This is a genomic window from Nitratireductor sp. StC3, assembly GCF_003015025.1.
Lineage (GTDB): Bacteria > Pseudomonadota > Alphaproteobacteria > Rhizobiales > Rhizobiaceae > Mangrovimarina > Mangrovimarina alexandrii.
The window spans coordinates 324,978-349,780 of the sequence record NZ_PYBP01000005.1 but is presented as its reverse complement, the minus strand read 5'-3'; the positions used below and the strand labels follow the sequence as shown (position 1 = coordinate 349,780).

The following is a 24,803-nucleotide window of genomic DNA, read 5'->3' as shown; positions in this document are numbered from 1 at the left end:
GGCGGCTGCGTCGCATCAAAGGCCGAGGCCGCCGATGCAGACATATTTGGTGTCGAGATAGTCGTCGATGCCCTGATGGCCGCCCTCGCGCCCGAGGCCGGACTCCTTCACCCCGCCGAACGGCACCTCGACCGTGGTGATCAGGCCCTCATTGACGCCGACCATGCCGTATTTCAGCGCCTCGGTGACCCGGAAGGCGCGGCCGAGATCGCCGGAATAGAAATAGCAGGCCAGGCCGAATTCGGTGTCGTTGGCCATGGCGACCGCCTCGTCCTCGGTCTCGAAGCGGAACACCGGCGCGACCGGACCGAAAATCTCCTCCTTCATCACCCGCATGGCCGCGGTGGCGCCGGAGATCACCGTCGGCTCGAAGAACGAGCCGCCGAGATCGTGGCGCTTGCCGCCGGTGACGACCGTGCCGCCCTTCGCGGTCGCGTCAGCGATCAGCTCCTCGACCTTCTCGACCGCCTTCACGTCGATCAGCGGTCCCTGCTGGGTACCGTCGTCGAGCCCGGCGCCGACCTTCAGCTTCTGCGAGGCGGCGGCGAGCTTTTCGACGAAGGCGTCATAGACGCCGGCCTGGACGAAAAACCGGTTGGTGCACACGCAGGTCTGGCCGGAATTGCGGTATTTGGCCACCATCGCTCCCTCGACGGCGCGGTCGATATCGGCATCGTCGAAAACCAGGAACGGCGCGTTGCCGCCGAGTTCCATCGACACCTTCTTCACCGTCGAGGCCGATTTCTCGATCAGCATCTTGCCGATCTCGGTCGAGCCGGTGAAGGTGATCTTGCGCACCAGCGGATTGGAGCACAATTCGTCGCCGATCTCGCTCGCCGATCCGGTGACGATGTTGACGACCCCCTTCGGGAACCCCGCCTCCTCGCACAGCGCGCCCCAGGCAAGTCCCGAATAGGGCGTCTGCGAGGCAGGCTTGACCACCGCCGTGCAGCCGGCGGCAAGCGCCGGGCCGATCTTGCGGGCCAGCATCGAGGAGGGAAAATTCCACGGCGTGATCGCCGCGACCACCCCGACCGGCTCCTTGGTGACCAGCAGGCGACGGTCCGCCCACGGGCTCGGCACCACGTCGCCATAGGTGCGCCGCCCCTCCTCCGCGAACCACAGAATATAGGCGGCCGAGATCGCCACCTCGCCCTTGGCCTCGGCAAGCGACTTGCCCTGCTCCATCGTCAGGAGCTCGGCCAGGGCATCCTGGTTTTCCAGGATGAGGTCGTGCAGCCGGCGCAGCAATTTGGACCGTTCGTTGGCCGAGGTCTTCTTCCACGGCTGGAAGGCCTTTTCGGCGGCCTCGATGGCGCGCCGGGTTTCGGCCGTGCCCGATTTCGGCACCGTGCCGATCGTCAGCCCGTTGGCCGGGTTGGTCACGTCCAGCGTCGCGCCCGAATCGGCCTGAACCCACTCGCCATCGATCAGGTTGGCCTGACGCATGTAGTGGCTGGTCTTCTGCAACATAAATCGCCTCCGTGCCGCGCTACCTGGCGGCAATGGTTTCAATATCCTGAATAAGCGCCGAATCGAGCGGAATGCCGTCGCGCCGCAAACGGTGTCGGATTTCGTGCCGTCTTTGCCCCGGCACTCTCGCTCCATCCGTTTCGCCGACAATTTGCGACATTTCGGCAAAGCGGGCAACCGCGTCGACGGTACCGAGGGCTGCTGGATCAATCGCAATCAGAAGCTGGCCGGTCCCGGGCGGGGCGCCTTCGGCATCGAAGAACGAGGTTTGCTCGTAGGCGAAATTGGCGCCGGTCAGCCCCGCCGCCAGCAGCTCGACCATCAACGCCAGCGCGGTGCCCTTGGCATCGCCGAGCGGCACCATCGTGCCGGCAAGCGCGGCCTCGGCGTCGGTGGTCGGGTTGCCGGCGCTGTCGAGCGCCCAGCCCTCGGCAATCGGCTCGCCCTTCTGCCGGGCGGCCATGATCTTGCCGCGGGCGACCTTGGACAGCGACACGTCGACCACCACCGGCGCGCCGCCCTCCACCGGACAGGCAAAGGCGATCGGATCGGTGCCGTAGAGCGCGCGCCGTCCGCCCCAGGGCGCCATCGCCGCCGGCGCGTTGGCAAAAAACAGCGCCACCAGCCCCCGTTCGGCCAATGCCTCCACCGTCAGTCCGGCCACCCCGGCATGGTGCGAGCGCCTTATGCCGGCAAGTGCCACCCCCTGGGCCGGCGCGATCTCGGTGAGCCGGCCGACGGCGAGTTCGAGCGCGGGATAGGCAAAGCCGTGCGCGGCGTCGATCTGGACGGCGCCCGGCCGTGTCAGGGTCGCAGTCGCGGCGGCGAAGCCGTCGACCTTGCCGGCCCGCGCCTGGGCGGCATAGGCCGGCACCCGGCGCAAGCCGTGACCGCCCTGCCCGGCCAGTTCAGCGCCGACCAGGGCGCGCGCCACCGCCTCGGCATTATTGGCCGCCGTGCGCGAGGCCGTCAGCGCCGCCACGCACAGGCGATGCGCGTCCTCGGCCGACAAAAGACGTTCGCTCATCACCGTGCCCCCAAATGCGCCAGCACCGCGTCGGCGATCACCGCCGAGACGCGGCCGTTCGATTCCACCGTCACCCCGGCAATGTGCGGCGTCAGGATCAGATTGGGCAGGTCGACGAATTTCCTTCCGGCTTCCGCCGTCAGCGGCTCGGCCTCGAACACGTCGAGCGCGGCCCCGCCGATCCTCCCCGCAAGCAAGGCGGCGGCAAGGGCGTCTTCGTCGACGACCCCGCCGCGCGCGGCATTGACGAGGATCGCATCGCGCTTCATGCGCGCGAGCTCGGCCGCGCCGATCATATGCCGGGTCGCCGCCGTCAACGGTACGTGCAGACTGACGACATCGGCCGCCGCGAGCAGCGCGTCGAGCGCCATCGGCCGCGTCGTTTCCCAAGCCGGATCGGCCGCGTCGAGCAGCGGGTCGTGCGCGGCAACGGCCATCCCGAGCGCGCGCGCCCGGGCGGCGACCTCGCGCGCGATCGCGCCGTAGCCGATCAGGCCGATCGTCCTGCCCGACAATTCGCGTCCGATCAGCGTCTGGCGCGGCCAGGCGCCGGCGGCCACTGCGCCGGTTGCCGCATAGGCGCCGCGCAACAGCGCCATCGCCGTGGTGATCACATATTCGGCCACCGACAGATCGTTGGCGCCGGTCGCCGGAACCACGGCGATGGCGCGCGCCTCGCAGGCGGCCAGGTCGATATTGTCGAGGCCGACGCCGAGCCTGCCGACCATCTCCAGACGCGCCGCCGCCGCCAACAGCGCGCCGCGCACCTGGGTGCGGTTGCGCACCACGAGCACCCGCGCTTCGGCAAGGGCGGCGGCCAGGGCGTCGGGCCGGTCGACGAGCGTGGCATCGTAGAGCGTGTCGTGGCGCTGACCCAGGCGCTCGACGGCGGTCTCGTCCATGAATTCGGCGATCACGATTTCAGGCATGGGCAATGCGGCTTCCCGTTTGAACGCCGCCCGGCATCACGCGGGCGACCGATACTATCAAGTCGCCGCCGCCAGCCCATAATCGGCACGAGCGGCGGCGAAAGCATGACCCGCGACGGGATCGTCGCGACATTGCGGACAATCGAGCCCGATCCGCATTGCAGACAATGGGGTCCGGTCTGCGCGCGCGCTCGAAACGACAATGCGCCGCCAAAGCCGGCGAGTGGATCGCAGACCCGATCTCGCCACTCGAGCGCTCAGGCGCTCCGGTAGAGCTTGGTCATGACGAATTCGCGATGGCCGAGCGCCTCGGCGGCGGTGCTGCGCCCGCTGGCGGTACGCATGATCATGTCGATCAGCGCGTCGCCCGCATCGTCGATCGTCATTTCCCGGCGCAAGATGCCGGAAACGTCGAGGTCGACATGCTCGCCCATGGTGCGCACGGTGCGCGGATTGGCGGTGATCTTGATCACCGGCACGATCGGATTGCCGATCACATTGCCCTGGCCGGTGGGAAAGGTGTGCACCACGTAGCCGCCGGCCGCCATCAGCGTCACGCATTCGGCCGCCGCCGACGAACTGTCCATGAAATAGAGCCCCTTGCCGGCGTTGGGCGCTTCGGCCGGCTCCAGGATGTCGATGAATTTCGACGTGCGGCCGATCTTTTCCAGATTGCCGAGCGCCTTTTCCTCGATCGTCGTCAGCCCGCCCTCGATATTGCCCTTCGTCGGCTGGCTCTCCGACAGATCGTCGGTCTGGTGGGCGAAGATAACGTCGTCCTGATAGGCCTTCCACATCGCGTACCAGCGTTCGCCGACCTCGGGGCTGACGGCGCGCTGCTTGCAGATATGCTCGGCGCCGGTGATCTCGGAGGTCTCGCCGAAACAGCCGTAAATGCCTTCCGGCAGCAGCTTGTCGTACATGTTGCCGACCGTCGGGCACGAGCCGAGTCCGGTGGTGGTGTCGCTCTCGCCGCATTTGGTGGACACCCAAAGCTCGCCAACCGCGCAGTCCTCGCGCTGCAGCTCGGTGGCGTAGTGGACGAATTCCTTCGCCTTGCGCGAGGCGTCCATGATCGTCCTCAAGTCGCCGTTCTGCTCGATCGAGAACCCGGCCACCGGCTTGCCGGTTTCCGCGATTCCGTCGACGATCTTTTGTGTCCAGCCCGGCTCGATGCCGATCACGATGCAGGCCGCCACGTTGGGATTGGCGCCGGTGCCGATCATGGTGCGGAAATGCAGGTCCAGGTCGGCGCCGAACTGCAGCCTGCCATAGGCGTGCGGCAGCGCCAGAGTACCCTTGATGTTGTTGGCCACCGCCTCGCAGGCGGCGTTGGAAATATCGTCCACCGGCAGGATAACGACATGGTTCCTGACTCCGACGCGGCCATTGTCGCGCCGGTAGCCCTTGAAGGTCAGGTTGGAGTATTTCGAGGCCATCTTCGCTTTTCCCGTGCCATTTCGTGCGATGCGGAAAACCCGTTCCCGCGTCGGCGCCTACCAGCGCTTGGTCTTCAGATTGTGGACATGCACATGTCCGCCGCGCGCCACGTCGGCGACGAAGCGTCCGATATCCTCGCCATATTTGATCGCGGTATCGCCGTCGGCGATGTCGCGAAGCGCCACCTTGTGGCCGATCGGAACGTCGTTTCTGGCCTCGATCTCGAAGCTGGAATCGTCCTCGGTGACGACGGCCAGCATGCGGGTGCCCGCCGTCAGCCCCTCGACCACGACGACGCCGACATTGTCCTTCCGGTCATGCACGAGCAGGTGTGGAATGGTCATGAAATCCCGTCAGCTCCCATTTGGAATGCTCAAGTCTTATATAAGACATAAGATATAAAATTCTGGCAATGTCAATTCCGACCGGCTAGAAAATCGGGGCCCGATGCGGGGATTCGGTCATGAACGAGAACGCGCCAGCCACGACATTCGCCTACAAGCCGCTCTACATGCAGGTGAAGGATCAACTCGTCCGGCGCCTGATCGACGGCGAGTGGCAGCCGGGTCAATTGATCCCTTCCGAGATGGAACTGGCGCGCCAGGTCGGCGTCAGCCAGGGCACGATCCGCAAGGCGCTCGACGCGATGACGGCCGAGAACCTGCTGATCCGGCGCCAGGGTCGCGGCACCTTCGTCGCCAGCCCGGAGGAAAGCCGCATCCTGTTCCAGTTCTTCCGGCTGGTGCCGGACGACGGCGAGACCTCGTTTCCGCAATCGCGCATTCTCAGGCGCGACCGGGCCCGCGCCAGCAGGCAAGACGCCCAGGCGCTCGGCCTGCAGGCCGGCGAAACCGTGTGGCTGATCGAGCGGCTGCGTTCGATCCGCGACAGACCGCTTTTGGTGGAAACGATCCGCCTGCCCGCCGCCCGGTTTGCCGGTTTCGACGAGATCGCCGGCCTGCCCAACAATGTTTACGGGCTCTATTCGCAGCGCTGGGGCGTCACGATCGCCCATGCCAGCGAGAGACTGAAAGCGGTCGCGGCGCGCGAGCCCGATGCCGGCCGGCTCGGCTGCCTGGCCGGCACACCGCTGCTTGAGATCACGCGAATAGCCTTCGACCTGGAAAACAAGCCGGTCGAGCTGCGGGTCTCGCGCTGCCTGACCGAAACGGCCCATTACGCCGCCGAACTGCGCTGAGCCTCGGCCCGCCTCAACCGAACACGGCTTGCAGCACCAGCAGCCACAGCGAGGTCGTGACCGCCGCGCAGCTCGTGGCGATCATCATCGCATTCGTCGAGATCGCCTGGCCGGTGCCGAACTGGACGGCGATCAGATAGGCGTTGACGCCGGTCGGCAGCGCCGCGGTGATGACGGCGACCTGGGCGGCCAGCGGCGGCAGGCCGAGCGCCAGCGCCAAGGCCAGGGTCGCCGCCGGCATCACGATGAGCTTGAGCCCGGCAAGGGCGACGCCGGCGCGCAGATTGCCGGCAATGCCGTAGCGGCGCAGACCGAGGCCGATCGAAAACAGCGCCAGCGGCCCGGCAATGCCGGCCAGCGCGTCGACGAAGCGCAGGCCGAGGCCGGGCAGTTGCAGGCCAGTGAAGCGGAAGGCGAGCCCGGCCAGAATGCCGATGATCAGCGGATTGCGCAAAAGCTTGCCGAAAAAATCCGAGACCAGCGCCACCGGGCGCGGCGCGCCGTCGCGGCTGCCGTCGAGAATCGCGAAGACGACGATCGAGGCCGCCATCATCACCACCAGATGCACCGACACGATCAGCGCAAGGATCTCGAAACCGGCCTGGCCGAACACGCCGAGCACCAGCGGAATGCCGAGCAGAACTGTGTTGGAGAATGAGGCCGACACGCCGCCGACCACGCCAGCGCGCGCGTCGCGCCCGAACACGCGCGTGGTGACGAACTGGCCGAGCGCCCAGGCGATCGCCACCGAGGTGAAATAGGTGATCCACAAGGACCAGGACGCCGCGCCGTGAAAATCGGCGCTTTGCATGGTCTTGAACAACAAAAGCGGCACCGCGACCGAGACTGCGAATTCGGCCAGCGCGTCGCCGGCCTCCGCCTTCAGATAGCCGCTCACGCCGGCGAGATAGCCGAGCGCGATCAGACCGAAAATGAACAACACGGCTTCGACTTCGGCAGACATGCCCCGCCTGATAGGCAAGTCGGCGGCCGCCGGCAAGGCAGGTCGCCCGCCGACCCGGCCTCAAAGCGCGATCGCCGAGCCCGTCCTGGCGCTTTCCTCCGCCGCCTGGCCGATCATCACCGCGCGCATGCCGTCGTCGAGCGTCACCTCGGGCGTTCCGCCTTGGCGCACCATGTCGAGAAATTTGCGGTGCTGGAAGAAGGTCGAGCCGTGATGGTCGCCCGCCGCCAGGATCGCGGGATCGACATGGATTTCCTCGCGCACGGGCTGTTTGGTGGCGCGCGGCGAAACGACCAGTTCTGACAGTCGCTCGCGCCCGTCGGGCGAAAACCGGGCCGGCCCGGGCACGAACGCCTCGATCGAGGCCAGGTCCCCGGTCGCGGCGATCTGCTCTTGCCAATAGGCACCCTCTGCGAACATGCACAGATCGAGCATGGCGCGCACGCCGTTGTCGAAATCGACGACGACGAAGGCGTTGTCGAGAATATCGGCCGGCCGGCCGCCATAGGTTTCTCCGACAAAATTGACGTCCATGGCGCCCGAGGCGTAGACGCGCCTGGCCTCCGCACCCGCCATAAACCGCATAAGATCGAAGAAATGGCAGCATTTTTCGACCAAAGTGCCGCCGGTACGCACGGAAAACCGGTTCCAATCGTCGATTTTCTGCAGAAACGGAAAGCGATGCTCGCGAATCGCGATCATTTTGAGCCGCCCCGCCTCGCCGGCCCGCACCTTGTCGATCAGCCGCTCGACCGGCGGCATGTAGCGATATTCCATCGCCACCCAGGCCGGCGCGGCCGCCTTTTCGGCAAGCCGCAATATCGCCCGGCAATCGTCGAGCGTGGCGCAAAGCGGCTTTTCCACCAGCACCGGCTTGCCCGCCGCCAGCACGTCGGCGAGCACCGCGGCATGGGTGTCGTTGGGGCTGGCGATCACCACGCAGTCGAAGCCGCCGGCCGACAGCAGGTCGCGATGATCCCGGTACTGCGCCAGCCCGGCGCGGCCGCCCGCCGCCGCTTGGGCCAGGCTGTCGACATTCGGATCGGCGAGCGCGGCGATCTCCGCGCCCTCGAGCAAAGCGATGTTGCGCATATGCTCGCGGCCCATCATGCCCGTGCCGATGACGGCGTAGCGCAGTGTGCCGGCGCGCATGTCAGAGGTCGAGGACGGGGATGCCGAGGGTTTCGGCGGCGGCTCCAAGAGCATCGCGATGGTCTCCATAGGCGAGCGCGAGGTGATGCTCGAGCGCCGCGCCCATGACGCGATCGAGCAGTTCTGCCGCCGGCGTGTCGAAGCGCACCACGCCCGACGTGCCGGTAAACGCCATCGGCCGCTTGAGCATCTCGCCGCCGCCGATCACCGCCACCGTTCGCCCCCGCGCCTGGCTGATTCGCAAAAAGGTGATCCGGCCCGGCTTGAGCGGAAACTGGTAGAGCAGCGGCATCCTGCGGTTGGTGTGGATGGTCGCCTGCGGTGCGAATTCGGGATCGGCCATCGACAGCGGCGCCTGGCCGCAATGCCACACAACGCCGCTATTGTCGGCGGCGTCGAGATCGACCAAATCGGTCAAGAAGGCAGGCGCGCCGGCGACCCGTTGCAAAAGCAGGCTCGACAAAGCGCCATAGACGTCGGCCTCGCAGGCGCACGGAACGCGCGCCTCGCCCAGCATCGCCACCGGCCCGCACACCGCCCCGCCATACTCGGTGAAGGTTTCCGGCCAGCAGCGGATCGCAAACGCGTCATAGCCGTTTTCGGCGCGCAACCCGTCGAGCGCGACCTTGAGCCGATAGGAGCGGTCGAGCTGGTCCTGATCGACCGCCTCCAGCCCCTCAAGCACCGTTTCGGCCTGGGCCGCGACGCTCTCGACGGCATTCCTGTCGGCCGCCACGGCGCCGGCAAAAAGCCGCTCAAGCTCCAGCGCCTCGACATGCACGCCCGCCAGGGCGGCGATCTTCGCCTCGTCATAGGCGCAGGTATCGAACCCGTCGGGATGCTTGCCAATCCGGCCGATGCGCGTCCCGCGCAGGCTGAGGGCGGCCTGCCGCCCGCGCGGATCGCCGCCTGTCGCCGGCCGCACCGGCACCGGCCGCGCAATGCGCTCGCCCGCAAGCAGCCCGGCCAGATCGCGGTCGATCTCTGTCGCATGCGGATCGGCATAGAGATAACCGAAGGGACGCTGCGCCAGGCCGAGCGCGTGGGCGGCCAGGTTGAGCCCGCAAAACGCGTTCAGCCTCAGCCGTCCGCCGAGACGCGGCTCCGGCACCGCCCAGATCGAGAACGGGCCGGAAAAAGCTTGCGCCGCCTCCGCCACCATGCCGGCATCGGTGAAGGTGACCTGCAGCACGAGTACCTGGTCGGGCTTGCTCGTCCGCAGTTCCGCGATCGCGGCGCGCGCCGCACCGGCGTCGAGCAGCAGCGACCGGGGGCCCGTCAGCTCGGCGCCGGTGCGCTCGAGCGCGGCCAGCATCGCCGCCAGTCTTTCTTCGGCGAACGGCACGTCGAAGGTCGGCCGCGCGAAGGGCAGGATCGCGATCTTGCCTTTGCCGGGCGCTTTGGCTTTGCTTCCCATCCCTTATCCCTATATCCAGTGTTCGGCGGTCCGACAGGAAGGCGCATGATCCGGATACTCATCACCCTCGCACTGATTTCCCTCACCTTGCCGGCCCAGGCGACCGAAGCCGGCTGGGCGCTGCTGCGCGGTGGCGGCCATGTCGTGCTGATGCGCCATGCCTATGCGCTGGGCACGGTCGAGCCGCCCAATTTCGACATCGAGAAATGCGGCACCCAGCGCAACCTGTCCGAACGCGGCCGCCACCAGGCCCGGCGCATCGGTTCGCTGATCGCCGCGCGCGGCGCGCCGGTGGAGCGCGTCCTGTCGAGCCGGCTTTGCCGCGCCCTGGAGACGGCGCGCCTCGCCTTCGGCGCCGGCGCGGTGGAAGCCTTCGCCCCGCTCGACCCGCCCGGCGAGGACGAGACCGCCAACGCCGAAGCCCTGGCCGCGACGATCGAGGCGGTGCATGGATATTCCGGTTCCGGCAACATGGTCATGGTTGCCGACCTTCCCGCCATCAAGGCGCTGACCGGGCACAAGACGCGCGAGGGCGAGGCGCTGATCGTCGCGCCCGACGAGAACGGCCTGGTGGTGCTCGGCCGCATCGTCTTCAACTGACGGAAACCGGATCGTCACACCATCTCTCCGTAACCGTTCCGGAAACTGGAATCGGCGGGGCAGAACCGCGCCCCGGCCGCGCCATAGGCCGGATGAAGGGTCCAGGGTTTCGCCTCCGCATCGGTCAACGCGTTCAAACTACGCATATAGGCCGCCGCGTCGGTTTCCAGCGCGCCGCGCATGCGCCCCCAGTCGGGGAAATGCGAAAACGCCTCCAGCCAGATCGCCCGGCCAGCGAGATATCCCGACGCGCCGGCACGAAAGGCGTGGGTCAGGATATTGCGAAACGCCTCCTTGCCCGCCCCCGCCGACAGCATCACCCACGGCCGCCCCGCAAGCCGGCCCATCTCGTCGAACAGGGTTTGCACGGCGGCAGCCCCTTCGCCGTCGACACCCGGCACGTCGTCGGCATTGACCGGGCTTTCGAGCTTGAACAGGTCGACCCCATAGTCGGCTCCGGCGAAGGTTTCGACCGATTTCAGCACATCGTCGGCCTTCTTGCCCTTGAGCTCGACATAGTCGCGCGTCTGATGCGCATCGGCCGCCAGCGGGTAGACCAGAAGCTCGAAAACGAACGGGATATCAAAGCGCTGGCAGGCTTCCCCGATTCGTTTTGTGAAGTCGCGCTGCTGCGCACACACGGCAGCGCCGGCGTCCGGCCGGTACCAGGCCAAAACCTTGACCGCATCGGCGCCCATGCGCTTGATCTTGCCCACGGACCAGTTGTCGATCTCCTGCGACACCCGCCCCTGCCCGGTCTCGCGGAAAACGGAATCCTCGAGGGTGACCACCAGCCCCTTTTGCGGCGACAGGAAGCGAAGGCCGCGCGGAACGGCATAATGCGGGTCGAGCAGCATCGCCGAGGATTCGGCCTGCAGGGTTTCGATCAGCAGCGCCTTGAAGCCGGCGACGTCGTCGTAGGGCGCCTCGTCGAGGCCGTAATGCGCCGCGATCGGCGCCTTGATCGGCGGTCGCTGATCGACCGCCGTCATCTTGAAACGGCCGCCGGCATCGGCCAGCCGGCGCATGCCCCACAATTTTCCCGGCGAAAGCTCGATCATGCCACTGCCCTCAAAAACCTGTCCGTCTCGGTGCGGTCCGGCGTTGCCTTGCGGCCGCCGAAACCGGTGCACTTGATCGCCGCCACCGCGTTGGCGAAGCGGATCGCGTCCGCTTCGGCCTGGCCTTCGCCGAGCGCCAGCGCAAAGGCGCCGTGCCAGACGTCGCCGGCGCCGAGCGTGTCGACGATATCGACCGCGAAGGCGGGCACCTGTCCGCCCGACGCGTCGTCGAGAAAAACCACGCCCTTGGCGCCGTTGGTGTAGCAGACCCAGGCGCCGGTTTCCGCGCGCGCCGCCGCCAGGGCCCGGTCGAGATCGTCCACGCCGGCGAAATCGCGCAATCCCTGCGCCGAAAAGGCGATGTGGGATGCCTGCTCCAGCGCCTGCTCGGCGTCTCGCACCGGCGCCTCCGCGTCCAGAATGCCGGGCACGCCGAGGCGGCGCGCCGCCTTCATGGCGCTGGCAGCCCCCTGCGGCCAGCGCGTGTCGGCCAGGATCGCATCGACATCGTGCGGAATCTCCGCGTCCAGCCAGCCGGCATCGAAGCTGAGCGCCATATCGCGAAAATTGACGATCTGGCGCTCGCCGGCCGCATCGACGAACACCGAGGAAAACGACGAACGGCCCTTTTCCAGCCGGCGCACCCGGGCGCAATCGACCCCCTCCGCCTCGAGGTCCTCGACGATCATGGCGCCGATCGGATCCCGCCCGACACGGGCGCACAGCAGCGCCTCGCCGCCCAGCCGCGCGACGGCCACCGCCGCGTTGGCCGCGCAGCCGCCGCCGACAATCGCCGCATCGCGGGCGCGGTATTTTTCGGCCCTTCGCGGCATCTCGTCGACCGACATCACGATGTCGACCACGGCGACGCCGGCAAGCAGTATTTTCGTCATGGCGACCGGCTCTCAGGAGTCACGCGGCTGATATTCTGGCCAACCTATCAAGTCTTATATAAGATACAAGAATAAGCTTGCAAAAAAAGCCGCGCGGCCGGCGTCCCGCCTGGGCCGCGCCGGCGACCCTTTGACGCCACCCGAGGCCATAAGCGCGCCCGCAGCCCCCGTCACGCCTCGCGACGGGCAATTCGCCCTTTCCCTGAGGGCAAAAACGGACTAGACACCGCGACCGACCATTTCGAGAATTCCTAAGGAAAAAACCGTGCCCTCCACGTTCGACAGAGTTGCCGACATTATCGCGGAGACCAGCGAGATCGACCGCGACACCATCACCGCCGAGAGCCACACGATCGACGATCTCGGCATCGACAGCCTCGACTTCCTCGACATCGTGTTCGCGATCGACAAGGAATTCGGCATCAAGATCCCGCTCGAGAAGTGGACGCAGGAGGTCAATGACGGCAAGGTTCCCACCGAGGAATATTTCGTCATGAAGAACCTGTGCGCCAAGATCGACGCGCTGGTCGCGGCCAAGGCCTGACCGGCCGTCACGCGCGCGCAAACACGTGACAAGAGACGCGACAGCGGCATGAGCGACCAGGACGTCGTCATCACCGGCATCGGCATCGTCTCCTGCCTGGGCGTGGGCAGGCAGGCGCACTGGGATGCGCTGACCGCCGACAGCCCGGCGCCGGTCGTCGATGCCGAGCGTTTCAGCCCCTACAGCGTCCATCCGCTGCCCGAAATCGACTGGAGCGCGCAGATTCCGCGGCGCGGCGACCAGCGCCAGATGGAGACGTGGCAGCGGCTGGGCACCTACGCGGCCGGCCTCGCACTCGACGACGCCGCCCTCAAGGGCGACGAGGCCCTGTGCGCGACGATGGACATGATCGTGGCCGCCGGCGGCGGCGAGCGCGACCTGGCCGTCGACACCGCGATCCTGGACGCGTCTCTGACGCGCGACGATCAAGACGTTCTGTTGAACGAGAAGCTGACGACGGAGCTACGTCCGACACTGTTTCTGGCCCAGCTTTCCAATCTCCTGGCCGGCAACATCTCGATCGTGCACAAGGTCACCGGCTCCTCGCGCACCTTCATGGGCGAGGAAGGCGCCGGCATTTCGGCGCTGGAGACGGCCGTCGCCCGCATCCGCTCCGGCCAGTCGAGCCATCTCCTGGTCGGCGCCGCCTTCCAGAGCGAGCATCCCGACTATCTGTTGAGCTACGAGTTGGACGGTCTTTTGCACCGGCACGGCTGGACGCCGGTATGGGCGCGCGGCGACCAGGGCGGCATCATCACCGGGTCGGGTGCGGCCTTCCTGGTGCTGGAAACGCGCGCGCACGCTCAACAACGCGGCCGCAAGGCCTATGCCAGGATCGGCCAGATCGTCTCGGAAGGAAGCCGCCGCACGCCGGAAAGCTTCTGCGACAGGATCGACGCTCTCGTGGAGACCGCGTCGAACGGCATCACCCCGGCTTTCGCAGTCTCTGGCGCGTCCGGCCTCGCAATGGCGACCGCAGCCGAAAAGGCCGCGCTTGCCGGTCGCGGACTGGCCGCGCGCGGCTTTTCCTCCCTGACCGGCCATCTGAAGGAAGCCCAGTTTCCCTTCGCCGTCGCGCTCGCCGCCCTGGCGGTGGAAAAGGCCCACGCCTTTGCCCCCTTCGATCCCGAAAGCGAAACGGCGGCCACGGCCGGCGGCGCCGTGATCGCGACCACGATCGGCTATCGCCGGGGCGAAGGCGCGGCCTTGATCGAACCGGCCTGACTGCCGCGGCCGGCGGCGCGGTGTGGAGCACGAGATGAGCAAGAGCGATCGTTTTGGCAGGCGCACCGTCGCGGTGACCGGGATCGGCGTCGTGACGGCACTGGGGGTGGGCAAGCGCGAGAACTGGCAGGCGCTGACCGCCGGTCGCTCCGGCATCCACGCCATCACGCGCTTTCCCGTCGACCAGCTTTCCACGCGCATTTCCGGCATGGTCGACTTCCTGCCGTCCAGCTCCAGGGGCGCGACGGCGCTGACCGACGAACTGGCCGAGACCGCCGGCCGCGAAGCCCTCGGCGAAGCCGGTCTCGACACCGATCTGGGCGGCCCCCTGTTTCTCGCCGCGCCGCCGGTCGAACTCGACTGGCACGAACGGTTCGCGCTTTACCGCCAGGGCCCCGAACAGGAAGAGGGCTATCGGCGCTTGCTGGCCGTCGCCCGCGACGGGCTCCGCCCCGACGCCTACGGCCAGACCCAGTTCGGCATGATCGCCGAGCGGCTCGCCGAGCTTTTCGGCGCGCGCGGCCTGCCTGTCACGCTGTCGACGGCCTGCGCCTCCGGCGCCACGGCGATCCAGCTTGGCGTGGAGGCGATCCGGCGCGGCCAATGCGACCGGGCGCTGGCGATCGGCGCCGACGGCTCGGCGACCGCCGAGGCGCTGATCCGCTTTTCGCTCCTGTCGGCGCTATCGACCCAGAACGAGCCGCCCGAAAAGGCCTCCAAGCCGTTTTCCAAGGACCGCGACGGGTTCGTGATCTCCGAGGGGTCGGCGGCCCTGGTGCTGGAATCGCTCGAAAGCGCGCAGGCCCGCGGCGCCGAGGTTCTGGGCGTGATCCGCGGCTGCGGCGAAAAGGCCGACGATTTTCACCGTACCCGCTCCAAGCCGGACGGCTCGCCGGCGATCGCGGCCGTGCGCGCGGCCCTGGCCGATGCCGGCATGGCGGCCGATGAGGTCGCTTACATCAACGCCCACGGCACCTCCACGCCCGAAAACGACAAGATGGAACACCTGTCGCTGTCGACGGTTTTCGGCGAGCGCATGCGCGAAATCCCGATCTCGTCCAACAAATCGATGATCGGCCACACGCTGTCGGCCGCCGGCGCGATCGAGGCCGCCTTTTCGCTGCTGACCATGCGCGAGGGCGTGATCCCGCCGACGATCAACTACGACACGCCCGACCCCGCCATCGAGCTCGATGTCGTGCCCAACACCAAGCGTCACGCCGACGTGGCGAGCACCTTGTCGAACTCGTTCGGCTTCGGCGGCCAGAACGCCTGCCTTGTCATGGGCCGCGAACCGGTCTAAGCGGACGCCCTTTACCGAGGATCCGCCGCCCATGCGCGCATTGCAACTCGTCGAGGACCGCAGGCTCGAACAGGTGGACCTGCCGCCGCCGCCCCCGCCCGGCCCGGGCGAGGTGACGGTGGCGATCCGCGTCGTCGCGCTCAACCATATCGACGTGTGGGGCTGGCGCGGCATGGCCTTCGCCAAGCGCAAGATGCCACTGGTGATCGGTGCCGAAGCCTCCGGCGTGGTCGAAACGCCCGGCGCCGGCGTCGGCCATCTGGCGCCCGGCCAGCTCGTCTCGATCTACGGCGCGCGCACCTGCGGGCTCTGCCGCCCCTGCCGCGAGGGCCGCGACAATCTGTGCGAGCACGTTTCGGGCGTGCACGGCTTCCACCTCGACGGCTTCGCCCAGGAGCGCATCAACCTACCGGCGCGGCTACTCGTGCCGGCGCCGCCCGGCGTCGACGATATCGGCGCGGCGGTCGCCCCGGTCACCTTCGGCACGGTCGAGCACATGCTGTTCGACAATGCCCGGCTCGAGCCCGGCGAAACGATCCTGGTCCAGGCCGGCGGTTCGGGCATCGGCTCGGCCGCGATCCAGCTCGCCAGGAAGATGGGCTGCACCGTCATCACCACGGTCGGATCCGACGACAAGGCCGAAAAGGCCCGGGCGCTCGGCGCCGATCACGTCATCAACTACCGCGAGGACCGTTTCGAGGGCGTGGTGCGCAAGCTGACGCGCAAGAAGGGCGTCGACGTCGTCTTCGAGCATGTCGGCGCCGACACCTGGGCCGGCTCCATGCTGTGTCTGAAGCGCGGCGGCCGGCTCGTCACCTGCGGCTCGACCTCGGGCGTGTCGACCAGCATGAATTTGATGCAGCTCTTCCAGCAGCAATTGAAGATATTCGGCTCGTTCGGCTGCCGGATGGAGAACATGGCCGACGCCATGCAGAAAATGGCCGCCGGCCATGTCGCGCCGGTGATCGACACCGAGGTCGGCTTCGACGGCATCGCCACCGCGCTGGCGCGCATGGAAGGCCGCGACGTCTTCGGCAAGATCATCCTGCGCGTGGCGTAGAGCGCCATGCCTGGCAGCGAGCCCTCCGGGACGACACGATGGCTTCAACGGCACCAGACCTGACCCGCCGGGCGGCGATCCGCGCCACGCGCGCGCTGCAGAAGGTCAATTATTGGCTGATCGCCAAAGTCACGCTCGGCCTGCTCGCCGTGTTGCGCCGGTTGCCGGGCGAAGCGGCCCTCGGCTTCCTCGATCGCGCCGCGCGCCGCGTCGGCCCGCTCGCCGGGCGCCACCGCACCGCGCTCGCCAATCTGCGCGCCGCCTATCCCGACAAGACCGAGGACGAATTGCAGGCGATCGCCTTGGACATGTGGGGCAACATGGCCCGGCTCGCCGGCGAATATGTCTTTCTGGAAAAGCTGCTCGAGGACGAGGATGAAAACGGCCTGCCCGCGCGCGTCGAGGTGGTCGGCGCCGACATTTTCCTCGCCTTGCGCGACAATCCGGCGCCGCGCATCCTGTTCACCGCCCATCTCGGCAATTTCGAGCTGCTGCCGATCATCGCGGCCAAATACGGCCTGCCGGTCAGCGCGCTCTATCGCGCCCCCAACAACCCCTATCTGGCGGCGGCGCTGATGGAAAAGCGCGAGGCCACGATGGGCGACCTGATCGCCTCGCGCCCCGGCTCGGTGTTCGCGCTGGCGCGGGTGCTGGAGGATGGCGGCCATGTCGGCATGCTCGTCGACCAGAAATTCATCGACGGCGTGCCGACCACCTTCTTCGGCCGGCCCTGCCAGTCGAGCCCGGTGCTGGCCCGGCTGGCCAGGCAGTTCGACTGCGAGGTCCATCCCACCCGCTGCACGCGCCTGCCCGGCAACCGCTTCCGCATCGAGATCGGCGAGAAAATCGCGCTTCCGCGCACCGAAAAGGGCCGCGTCGACGTCCAGGCCGCCACCCAGGCCGTCAACGATGTCGTGGAAGCCTGGGTGCGCGAGGATCCCGGCCAATGGATGTGGTTTCACCGCCGCTGGCAGATCAAGACGCACGGCAAGAAGCGCGGACGCTAGCGCCGTTCTGCTTTTCACCGAATAGCAGAACGGCTTGATCTCATCGTCCAAACGCGTGTCCGAACGACCCGCGTCAGCGCGCCAAAAGGGTCAGGCAGGGCGGGTTTTCGATCGTCGAACGCGTCGTGCCGCCGAAAAACATCTCCTTCAGCCGCGAGTGGCTGAAGGCGCCGAGCACCAGCAGGTCGGCGCCCTTGTCGGTCACGGTCTGTGCGATGATCTCGGCAACGGACCGGTCGCCGGAACTGCGGTTTTCGACCGTCACCCGCGCGCCGTGCCGTGCCAGCGCGGCGGCGATCTCGGTGCCCGGAAGCGCGCCCTGCTCGCCCGGGCTGGCGACCGGATCCACGCTCAGGATCGTGGTCTCCTCCGCCTGCACGATCAGCGCCAGCGCGTCGAACGCTGCGCGCGCCGCCTGGCGCGAACCGTTCCAGGCCAGCACGATCCGCTTGGCGTCCGTCGCCGCCGGGCCGCGCCACGGCACGACCAGCACCGGGCGCCCGGCCCCCTGGATCAGCGTTTCGATGTCGGGCGACCCCGAGGCGCCCTTTTCGGGCTCGACCTGGCCGGCGACCACGAGATCGCCGCAGCGCGCGCTCTCGAGCGCCGACAAGGCGCTGTCGCCGGAAAAACTGTACATGGAGCGCCACTCCCACGACACGCGCTCGCGCTTCATGCGCTGCGAAAACAGCTTTTCCAGCCTGGCCGCGCGTTCGCGGCTCATCTCCTCCTCCGCGCCCATCAAGGTGGCGTCGGGAAAACCCATCGGCGAGGCCACCGGCACCGGCAGCGCCTCGGCGTGGACGCCGATCAAATGCGCGTCCGATTTCTGGGCGAACGCGACGGCGACGTCGAGCGCTCGCCGGGCATCGTCCTCGTCCTGCAGCACGGTGACAATCGTTTTGTAGACCATGGCAACCTCCGTTCACGCCGGCGCGCCGGCTGTCCTCGGCAAAACCCTAATCTACATCGTTGCGTTCCGCTTTTGATCAAAATCAGCACGCAGGGAAAAAATCAGCCTTTGGCCGCCGGCCCCGTCAGCCCGGCCACCATCCGGCGCACCGCCTCCTCGGCCGGCGCCAGCGCCTCGGGCGTGCGGGCGCGCACCACCAGCTCGGTCCAGAACGTGCCGTCGAGATATTTCGGATAGGAGCCGATGATCGTATCGGGATATTGTTTCTGGATCTCGCCCAGCGGCCCGCCGATCGTGCCCTCCCCGGCCGGACAGTGGATCGAAGCCGAAATCAACCGGGTCCCGGTCTTCAGGCCCGGCACGACAGTGTCGAGCATGGCTTGGAAGATCGACGGCACGCCGGCCATGACGTGAACGTTGCCGATCCTGAACCCGGGCGCGACCGACACCGGATTGTCGATATGAACGGCACCGCGCGGCATCCGCGCCATGCGCTGGCGCGCCTCGGTGAACTCCATCCCGCGCTCGGCGTAGTTTTGCGCCAGCATGGCATAGGCGCGTTCGTCATGCTCGCACGGCAGTCCGAACGCCTTGGCGACCGCGTCGGCGGTGATGTCGTCGTGAGTCGGCCCGATGCCGCCGGTGGTGAACACATAGGTGTAGCGCGCCCTGATCGCGTTCAGCGCCTCGACGATGGCGTCCTCGTCGTCGGCCACGATGCGCACCTCCTTCAGGTCGATGCCGATCGCCGTCATGATGTCGGCCAAATGGCCGATATTGCGGTCCTTGGTCCGCCCCGACAGGATCTCGTCGCCGATGACGAGCATGGCCGCTGTTACGATGTCGCTCATCTGCTTCCTTTCATGCCCTGCCATCGCCCCATAGCGCCGTCCGCCGGCAGGGGCAATCGCGGTCACTCGGTGAACGAACCGTCACCGATCCCCCACTTTTATCGAACGATAGCGCTCCGCACATAGGAACCATGGCCCGGCACGACAGTTGTCGGACCGTGAGACACCGACAGTCAGGAGACGATTTGATGACCAAACTACTGGTGCTTTATTATTCGAGCTGGGGCCACATGGAAGCGATGGCCAAGGCCGCCGCCGAGGGCGCGCGCGAGGCCGGGGTCGATGTCACGGTGAAACGGGTGCCCGAACTGGTGCCCGAAGACGTGGCCAAGGCCGCGCACTACAAGCTCGACCAGGACGCGCCGATCGCCGAGCCGTCCGAACTCGCCGACTATGACGGCATCATTTTCGGCATCTCGACGCGCTACGGCGCCATGGCCGCCCAGATGAAGAATTTTCTCGACCAGACCGGCTCGCTGTGGGCCAAGGGCGCGCTGATCGACAAGGTCGCCTCGGTGATGTCGTCGACCGCGACCCAGCATGGCGGGGCCGAATTCGCCCTGATCAGCACCCAGGTGTCGCTGCAGCACCACGGCATGATCATCGTGCCCCTGTCCTACGCCTATGACGGGCAAAGCGGCAACGACGTCGTGCGCGGCGGCGCGCCCTACGGCATGACCACGACCAGCAACACGGACGGCTCGCGCATGCCGTCGAAACAGGAACTGGAGGGCGCGCGCTTCCAGGGCAAGCGCGTGGCCGAACTCACCGCGCGCCTGCACGGCTGACAGCGCCGGCCATGACGCCCGCGGGCGGCTTTCGGGTCGCCCGCGGGCACGCGAACCAATCGCGCGCCGATTTCCTTTGCCGAACCGGCGCATTCGCGCCATTGTCGCGCGCAGCATGACGACGAACGAGCCCGACGATGCCGCACTCGCCGCCCGCTACAGGGACGCGATCGAGGCGGAACTGGCGCAGCTTGAGGCGCAGTCGCACGACACGGCCGCCGACCGCGCCCCGGTCGAACTCGACCAGCAAAGCGTCGGCCGGCTGTCGCGCATGGATGCCATGCAGCAACAGGCCATGGCCCAGGCGGTCGAACAGCGCCGCCAGGCACGCCAGACCCGGCTGGGCGCGGCGCTCAAGCGCATGGAGACGGGCGATTTCGGCTATTGCCTCGACTGCGGCGCCTTCATCGGCTGGAAGCGCCTCGACGTCGACCCGACCGTGCCGCTGTGCATGGCCTGCGCCGGCAGGTCGGGCCGTTGAAAAGCCCTCGAACGGCCCCACGGCCAGGGCACGCGTCAAAAACCCGGTTTCGTGTGCCGGCCGGTTCCCAACCCAGCTTGCCCTGTTATAGGCTCGCAACCGTGTTACCGGAGCCTTGCCCTTGCTGACCTTCTTGTTGTGGTTCGTCCTGGTGGCGGTCGTCCTCGTCGCCGCCGTCGCGGCCTATTTTGCCTGGAGGACCGGGAAACTCGCCGCCGATGCCGAACGGGCCGTGCCGCAAACCGGCAAGACGCTCGAGATCGACGGCGACACGATCCACTATGTCGAGCAAGGCCGGGGCCCGCCGATCCTGTTCATCCACGGGCTCGGCGGCCAACTGCATCATTTCCGCCAGCCGCTTTTCCCGCTCCTGGCCGACGACTTTCGCCTGATCGCGATCGACCGGCCCGGCTCGGGCTATTCGACGAGGCGCGGCAGCGCGGCCGACATCGGCGACCAGGCCCGGGTGATCGCCGCCTTCATCGACCGGCTCGGGCTGCAAAAGCCGCTGCTGGTCGGGCATTCGCTCGGCGGCGCGATCGCCCTGCGCGTCGCGCTCGATTTTCCCGACAAGGTCGCCGGTCTGGCGCTGCTCGCCCCGCTCACCCACCACCAGGACGAAAAACCGAGCGGCTTCAAGGGGCTCGACATTCCCTCGCCCGTCCTGCGCGCCTTGCTTGCCCATACGGTTGCGATCCCGATCGCGCTCAGGCAGGCCGAGGCCACGCTCGATTTCGTCTTCGGCCCGCAGACGGTTCCGGATGATTACGCGATCGGCGGCGGCGGTTATCTCGGCCTCAGGCCGAGTCATTTTGCCGCGACGGCGGCCGATTTCGTCGCCGCGCAGACCGCCATGCCGGCGCAGCAGACCCGCTACGGCGCGCTCGCCATGCCGGTCGGCATTCTGTTCGGCGACGCCGACCGGGTGCTCGACCACGCCGTGCACGGGCTCGCGATGCGCGATGCGGTCGAAGGGCTCGATCTGGAGATCCTGGACGGTATCGGCCACATGCCGCAATTCGTCGAGCCGGCGCGCACCGCCGGTTTCATCCGCCGCATGGCGCAAAAGACTTTCGCCGCCTGAACGTTCCCATCCGCGCCGGCCGCGCACGCCACAGTGCCCGAGCCACGGACCTACAGGAAAAATGGTGCCCCCGGCAGGGATCGAACCCGCGACCTTCGGTTTACAAAACCGCTGCTCTACCAGCTGAGCTACAAGGGCACGCCCGTCCGTTACCATATTTCCCCGGCCAGTAAAGGGGTTCGCGCGGCGTTTGTCGCCCGTCCCCCGGCTTTGCCTGATGCCCGGCGCGTGCTAACCGGCTCCCTGCGCGCCATTGCCGTGTCGCGCCCATGGAGGGAGATCGAGGTGAGTGGAAACCCGCCGAGCCTGGCCTTTATTTCGGCCGACACGCCGGATGCGCGCGAAGCCGCCAGCCGCCTGTCCTCGCTCTACGGGCAGGAACGGCTCGAGGATGCCGACGTCATCGTCGCGCTCGGCGGCGACGGCTTCATGCTCCAGACCCTGCACAAGATGATGAGCTCGGGCCGCAGCATCTATGGAATGAACCGCGGCACGATCGGTTTCTTGATGAACGAATATCACGAAACCGACCTGCGCGAACGGATCGAGGACGCGGTCGCCGAAACCATCCGGCCGCTGCACATGCACACCGTCGACACGGACGGCAACACGACCGACGCGCTCGCCATCAACGAGGTGTCGCTGCTGCGCCAATCCTACCAGGCGGCCAAGATCCGCATCACGATCGACGGCAAGGTGCGCCTCGACGAGCTGATCTGCGACGGCGTCATGGTCGCGACGCCGGCCGGCTCGACAGCCTACAACCTGTCGGCGCAAGGTCCGATCCTGCCGCTGGAAGCGCCGCTTCTGGCCCTGACCCCGGTCAGCGCCTTCCGGCCGCGGCGTTGGCGCGGCGCATTGATTCCCAACCGCTCGACCGTCCGCTTCGACGTGCTGGAGCCGCAAAAACGCCCCGTCAACGCGGTCGCCGACCATACCGAGATCAAGTCGGTCGTTTCCGTGACCGTGCGCGAGGCGCACGACGCGACCGCCACCCTCCTGTTCGACGCCAGCCATAGCTGGGACGAGCGTATCCTGTCCGAGCAGTTCCGCTACTGACCGCCCCCGGCGGTCTGGCCGGCCATGCCCGGCGGAAACGCGCCAAACCGAAAAAAACCGCCCGAATCGAGGCCCAGGCGGCGGCGGGAGCGGCGATATTGGAGGGAAACGGTTGACTTTCCGGCCCATGCAACGTAACGCCAGCTTCAGAAAGCGGGCTTGAGTGCCCTGCTTGCCGCGTGCGACGTGCCCGGCAACACAAGCCAAAAAGACATTTCAGCATCGTGCCATCAAACGAGCAGACTGCCGAACAGGCGAAAACTTTTGCGGATCTGGGCCTTTCGCCCAAGGTCCTCTCCGCAGTCACCGACGCAGGCTACACCACGCCGACGCCGATCCAGGCCGGCGCCATTCCCTATGCGCTGGAAGGCAAGGACATTCTCGGCATTGCCCAGACGGGAACCGGCAAGACCGCGGCCTTCGTGCTGCCGATGATCACCCGGCTCGAGAAGGGCCGCGCCCGGGCGCGCATGCCGCGCACGCTGATCCTCGAACCGACGCGCGAACTCGCCGCGCAGGTCGAGGAGAATTTCGTCAAATACGGCAAGAACCACCGGCTCAACATCGCGCTTCTGATCGGCGGCGTGTCGTTCGACGAGCAGGAAAAGAAACTCGAGCGCGGCGCCGATGTGCTGATCGCCACGCCGGGTCGGATGCTCGACCATTTCGAGCGCGGCAAGCTGCTGTTGACCGGGGTCGACATCCTCGTCATCGACGAGGCCGACCGCATGCTCGACATGGGTTTCATCCCCGACATCGAACGCATCTGCAAGCTGATCCCGTTCACGCGCCAGACGCTGTTCTTCTCGGCCACCATGCCGCCGGAGATCACCAAGCTGACCGAGCAGTTCCTGCAGGCGCCGGTGCGCGTCGAGGTGGCGCGCGCCGCCAGCACGGCCACCACGGTCAGCCAACGCCTGGTGAAGTCGCCGGGCAAGGCCTGGGACAAGCGCGACACGCTGCGCCGGCTGATCCGCGAGCAGGGCGACGAACTGACCAACGCGATCATATTCTGCAACCGCAAGGTGGACGTGTCGGAACTGTTTCGCTCGCTGACCCGGCACGAATTCGACGCCGGCGCGCTGCATGGCGACATGGATCAGCGCGCCCGCATGGCGATGCTGGCCAATTTTCGCGACGGCAAGCTCAAGCTGCTGGTCGCCTCCGACGTGGCCGCGCGCGGGCTCGACATTCCCGCCGTCAGCCATGTGTTCAATTTCGACGTGCCGATCCACGCCGAGGACTATGTCCACCGCATCGGACGCACCGGCCGGGCCGGACGCACCGGCAAGGCGTTTACGATCGCCACCCGCGCGGACAAGAAATATGTCGACGCGATCGAAAAACTGATCGGTCAGTCGATCGAATGGCATGACGGCGACCTGTCGAGCCTGTCGGCGGACGAGGAGGACGAGGCACCGCGGCGCGGCCGCGGCAGCCGTGCCGCCAAGAGCGAAAAGCCGCGCGGCCGCTCGCGCAGCAGCAAGGCCGAGGCGGCCGAGGTTCAGGCGCCGGCGGCACCCGCCGCCGACGAAACGGCAGCGGCCGAGGACGCGCCCGTCAAGACGGCCCGCAAACGCGCGATCAAGGCCGACAACGCCAATCGCCGCGACACGCCCCGCAGTGGCGACGGTGGCGCCCGCGACAACAAGCGGAGCCGCGCGCGCAAGGACGATCTCGGCGACGCGCCGGTCGGCTTTGGCGACGATATGCCCGATTTCATGAAGGTCGAAGTCAAGGTCTGAACCGCGCAAGCCGGTTCACGCCCCGTTCGCAACGCCTGCGCGAACGCCGGTCCCCGCCGGCGACTCGCGGCATCGTCGGGTCCGCAACAAAGCCGGCGGCACGCAGTTATCCCTCAAAGATGGGGCCATGCCCGCATGATCGCGGCGCCCGCCCGCTCCGCCGGCGGCGAGCGCCCGTCAAAACCGTGAACGCGACGCTCAGACGGCTCCGCGCGCCTCGGCCAGCGCCTTGAGGTCGGCCGGTTTCAGCTCCACCGACTCGCCGCAGCCGCAGGCCGAGGACTGGTTGGGATTGGAAAAGGTGAAGCCGGAGCGCAGCGTCGTCACCTCGTAGCCCATTTCCGTTCCGAGCAGGAACAGGCTCGCTTCCGGCGCGACATAGACATGCGCGCCGCCGTGTTCGACATGGTCGTCCTTGGGGTCGGCCTCGGTCACCAGGTCGACCGTATATTCCATGCCGGCACAGCCACCCTTCTTGATGCCGACGCGCACGCCCTGCGCGCCGTCGCGGCTCTCGACGATCTCGCGCACCCGCGCGGCCGCCGCCTCCGTTATCGAAATGACCTGAAACCGGCCCATGATCCTGTCTC

25 protein-coding genes and 1 tRNA gene are annotated in these 24,803 nt (G+C 67.4%); 12 read left to right on the top strand and 14 right to left on the bottom strand.

All coding sequences use genetic code 11. The features are described 5' to 3' along the window. Positions 1 to 15: 15 nt before the first annotated feature. From C7T96_RS13415 to C7T96_RS13395, 5 genes are all read right to left on the bottom strand, one after another. A complete protein-coding gene (locus C7T96_RS13415; protein WP_106571725.1) occupies positions 16 to 1,473 on the bottom strand; it encodes an NAD-dependent succinate-semialdehyde dehydrogenase in 1,458 nt (485 codons plus the stop codon). 19 nt (positions 1,474 to 1,492) lie between these two features. Continuing rightward, on the bottom strand, positions 1,493 to 2,500 hold the full coding sequence (locus tag C7T96_RS13410; protein ID WP_106571724.1) for an Ldh family oxidoreductase: 1,008 nt from the start codon (positions 2,498 to 2,500) through the stop codon (positions 1,493 to 1,495). Further along, on the bottom strand, positions 2,500 to 3,429 hold the full coding sequence (locus tag C7T96_RS13405) for an NAD(P)-dependent oxidoreductase (RefSeq protein WP_106571723.1): 930 nt from the start codon (positions 3,427 to 3,429) through the stop codon (positions 2,500 to 2,502). The genes C7T96_RS13410 and C7T96_RS13405 overlap by 1 nt, the downstream gene beginning before the upstream one ends. A gap of 257 nt (positions 3,430 to 3,686) precedes the next feature. Next, positions 3,687 to 4,868 (bottom strand): UxaA family hydrolase, encoded by a 1,182-nt coding sequence (locus C7T96_RS13400; protein ID WP_106571722.1) that lies wholly within the window; start codon positions 4,866 to 4,868, stop codon positions 3,687 to 3,689. Between the two features lie 57 nt (positions 4,869 to 4,925). After that, the gene (locus C7T96_RS13395) at positions 4,926 to 5,213 is read right to left on the bottom strand and encodes a UxaA family hydrolase (protein WP_106571721.1); all 288 of its coding nucleotides are present in this window, start codon (positions 5,211 to 5,213) and stop codon (positions 4,926 to 4,928) included. Between the two features lie 119 nt (positions 5,214 to 5,332). Here C7T96_RS13395 and C7T96_RS13390 point away from each other — a divergent pair, with 119 nt between their 5' ends. Continuing rightward, the gene (locus tag C7T96_RS13390) at positions 5,333 to 6,067 is read left to right on the top strand and encodes a GntR family transcriptional regulator (RefSeq protein WP_106571720.1); all 735 of its coding nucleotides are present in this window, start codon (positions 5,333 to 5,335) and stop codon (positions 6,065 to 6,067) included. A gap of 13 nt (positions 6,068 to 6,080) precedes the next feature. Here the strand turns inward: C7T96_RS13390 and C7T96_RS13385 are convergent, their stop codons facing one another. From C7T96_RS13385 to C7T96_RS13375, 3 genes are read right to left on the bottom strand one after another with little or no spacing between them, the layout of a single operon-like run. Next, positions 6,081 to 7,031, bottom strand: coding sequence for an AEC family transporter (locus C7T96_RS13385; protein WP_106571719.1), 951 nt, complete (start codon positions 7,029 to 7,031; stop codon positions 6,081 to 6,083). Positions 7,032 to 7,091: 60 nt separating this feature from the next. Further along, on the bottom strand, positions 7,092 to 8,183 hold the full coding sequence (locus tag C7T96_RS13380; RefSeq protein ID WP_199190476.1) for a Gfo/Idh/MocA family oxidoreductase: 1,092 nt from the start codon (positions 8,181 to 8,183) through the stop codon (positions 7,092 to 7,094). A 1-nt stretch (position 8,184) separates the two neighbouring features. Then, positions 8,185 to 9,600, bottom strand: coding sequence for a hypothetical protein (locus C7T96_RS13375; RefSeq protein WP_106571718.1), 1,416 nt, complete (start codon positions 9,598 to 9,600; stop codon positions 8,185 to 8,187). A gap of 45 nt (positions 9,601 to 9,645) precedes the next feature. Here C7T96_RS13375 and C7T96_RS13370 point away from each other — a divergent pair, with 45 nt between their 5' ends. Continuing rightward, positions 9,646 to 10,200, top strand: a complete 555-nt coding sequence (locus C7T96_RS13370) for a histidine phosphatase family protein (protein WP_106571717.1) — start codon at positions 9,646 to 9,648, stop codon at positions 10,198 to 10,200. Positions 10,201 to 10,214: 14 nt separating this feature from the next. Here C7T96_RS13370 and C7T96_RS13365 read toward each other — a convergent pair whose 3' ends face one another. Together C7T96_RS13365 and C7T96_RS13360 are read right to left on the bottom strand one after the other, a co-directional pair. After that, on the bottom strand, positions 10,215 to 11,261 hold the full coding sequence (locus C7T96_RS13365; protein ID WP_106571716.1) for a tagatose 1,6-diphosphate aldolase: 1,047 nt from the start codon (positions 11,259 to 11,261) through the stop codon (positions 10,215 to 10,217). After that, the gene (locus C7T96_RS13360) at positions 11,258 to 12,154 is read right to left on the bottom strand and encodes a PfkB family carbohydrate kinase (RefSeq protein ID WP_106571715.1); all 897 of its coding nucleotides are present in this window, start codon (positions 12,152 to 12,154) and stop codon (positions 11,258 to 11,260) included. The genes C7T96_RS13365 and C7T96_RS13360 overlap by 4 nt, the downstream gene beginning before the upstream one ends. Before the next feature lie 265 nt (positions 12,155 to 12,419). Between C7T96_RS13360 and C7T96_RS13355 the strand changes: the two genes are divergently transcribed. The 5 genes from C7T96_RS13355 to C7T96_RS13335 are packed head-to-tail and all read left to right on the top strand — an operon-like array spanning position 12,420 to position 17,292. Continuing rightward, positions 12,420 to 12,698 carry an acyl carrier protein gene (locus C7T96_RS13355; RefSeq protein ID WP_106571714.1) on the top strand — a complete coding sequence of 93 codons (279 nt, stop codon included), beginning with the start codon at positions 12,420 to 12,422 and terminating at the stop codon, positions 12,696 to 12,698. Between the two features lie 48 nt (positions 12,699 to 12,746). Then, entirely contained in the window at positions 12,747 to 13,922 is a 1,176-nt protein-coding gene (locus C7T96_RS13350; protein WP_106571713.1) for a beta-ketoacyl-ACP synthase, read from the top strand. Positions 13,923 to 13,956: 34 nt separating this feature from the next. Next, positions 13,957 to 15,225 (top strand): beta-ketoacyl-ACP synthase, encoded by a 1,269-nt coding sequence (locus tag C7T96_RS13345; RefSeq protein ID WP_106571712.1) that lies wholly within the window; start codon positions 13,957 to 13,959, stop codon positions 15,223 to 15,225. A 31-nt stretch (positions 15,226 to 15,256) separates the two neighbouring features. Next, a complete protein-coding gene (locus tag C7T96_RS13340) occupies positions 15,257 to 16,285 on the top strand; it encodes a zinc-binding dehydrogenase (RefSeq protein ID WP_106571711.1) in 1,029 nt (342 codons plus the stop codon). A 38-nt stretch (positions 16,286 to 16,323) separates the two neighbouring features. After that, positions 16,324 to 17,292, top strand: a complete 969-nt coding sequence (locus C7T96_RS13335) for a lipid A biosynthesis lauroyl acyltransferase (RefSeq protein ID WP_106571710.1) — start codon at positions 16,324 to 16,326, stop codon at positions 17,290 to 17,292. Positions 17,293 to 17,365: 73 nt separating this feature from the next. Here the strand turns inward: C7T96_RS13335 and C7T96_RS13330 are convergent, their stop codons facing one another. Next, the gene (locus C7T96_RS13330; RefSeq protein ID WP_106571709.1) at positions 17,366 to 18,205 is read right to left on the bottom strand and encodes a universal stress protein; all 840 of its coding nucleotides are present in this window, start codon (positions 18,203 to 18,205) and stop codon (positions 17,366 to 17,368) included. A 101-nt stretch (positions 18,206 to 18,306) separates the two neighbouring features. Continuing rightward, entirely contained in the window at positions 18,307 to 19,056 is a 750-nt protein-coding gene (locus C7T96_RS13325; protein ID WP_106571708.1) for a competence/damage-inducible protein A, read from the bottom strand. 188 nt (positions 19,057 to 19,244) lie between these two features. On the opposite strand from C7T96_RS13325, the gene wrbA reads away from it, so the two are divergent. From wrbA to C7T96_RS13310, 3 genes are all read left to right on the top strand, one after another. After that, the gene (wrbA, locus tag C7T96_RS13320; protein ID WP_106571707.1) at positions 19,245 to 19,844 is read left to right on the top strand and encodes an NAD(P)H:quinone oxidoreductase; all 600 of its coding nucleotides are present in this window, start codon (positions 19,245 to 19,247) and stop codon (positions 19,842 to 19,844) included. A gap of 115 nt (positions 19,845 to 19,959) precedes the next feature. After that, a complete protein-coding gene (locus tag C7T96_RS13315) occupies positions 19,960 to 20,325 on the top strand; it encodes a TraR/DksA C4-type zinc finger protein (RefSeq protein WP_106571848.1) in 366 nt (121 codons plus the stop codon). Between the two features lie 121 nt (positions 20,326 to 20,446). Then, entirely contained in the window at positions 20,447 to 21,409 is a 963-nt protein-coding gene (locus tag C7T96_RS13310) for an alpha/beta fold hydrolase (protein ID WP_245414140.1), read from the top strand. A gap of 62 nt (positions 21,410 to 21,471) precedes the next feature. Here the strand turns inward: C7T96_RS13310 and C7T96_RS13305 are convergent. Next, a tRNA-Thr gene (locus C7T96_RS13305) sits at positions 21,472 to 21,547 on the bottom strand. A gap of 147 nt (positions 21,548 to 21,694) precedes the next feature. On the opposite strand from C7T96_RS13305, the gene C7T96_RS13300 reads away from it, so the two are divergent. Together C7T96_RS13300 and C7T96_RS13295 are read left to right on the top strand one after the other, a co-directional pair. After that, positions 21,695 to 22,468 carry an NAD kinase gene (locus tag C7T96_RS13300; RefSeq protein ID WP_158264364.1) on the top strand — a complete coding sequence of 258 codons (774 nt, stop codon included), beginning with the start codon at positions 21,695 to 21,697 and terminating at the stop codon, positions 22,466 to 22,468. 224 nt (positions 22,469 to 22,692) lie between these two features. Continuing rightward, positions 22,693 to 24,213 (top strand): DEAD/DEAH box helicase, encoded by a 1,521-nt coding sequence (locus tag C7T96_RS13295; RefSeq protein WP_106571704.1) that lies wholly within the window; start codon positions 22,693 to 22,695, stop codon positions 24,211 to 24,213. 198 nt (positions 24,214 to 24,411) lie between these two features. Here the strand turns inward: C7T96_RS13295 and sufA are convergent, their stop codons facing one another. Next, positions 24,412 to 24,792: a Fe-S cluster assembly scaffold SufA gene (gene sufA / locus C7T96_RS13290; protein ID WP_106571703.1), complete on the bottom strand. Its 381-nt coding sequence runs from the start codon at positions 24,790 to 24,792 to the stop codon at positions 24,412 to 24,414. Positions 24,793 to 24,803: the final 11 nt, after the last annotated feature.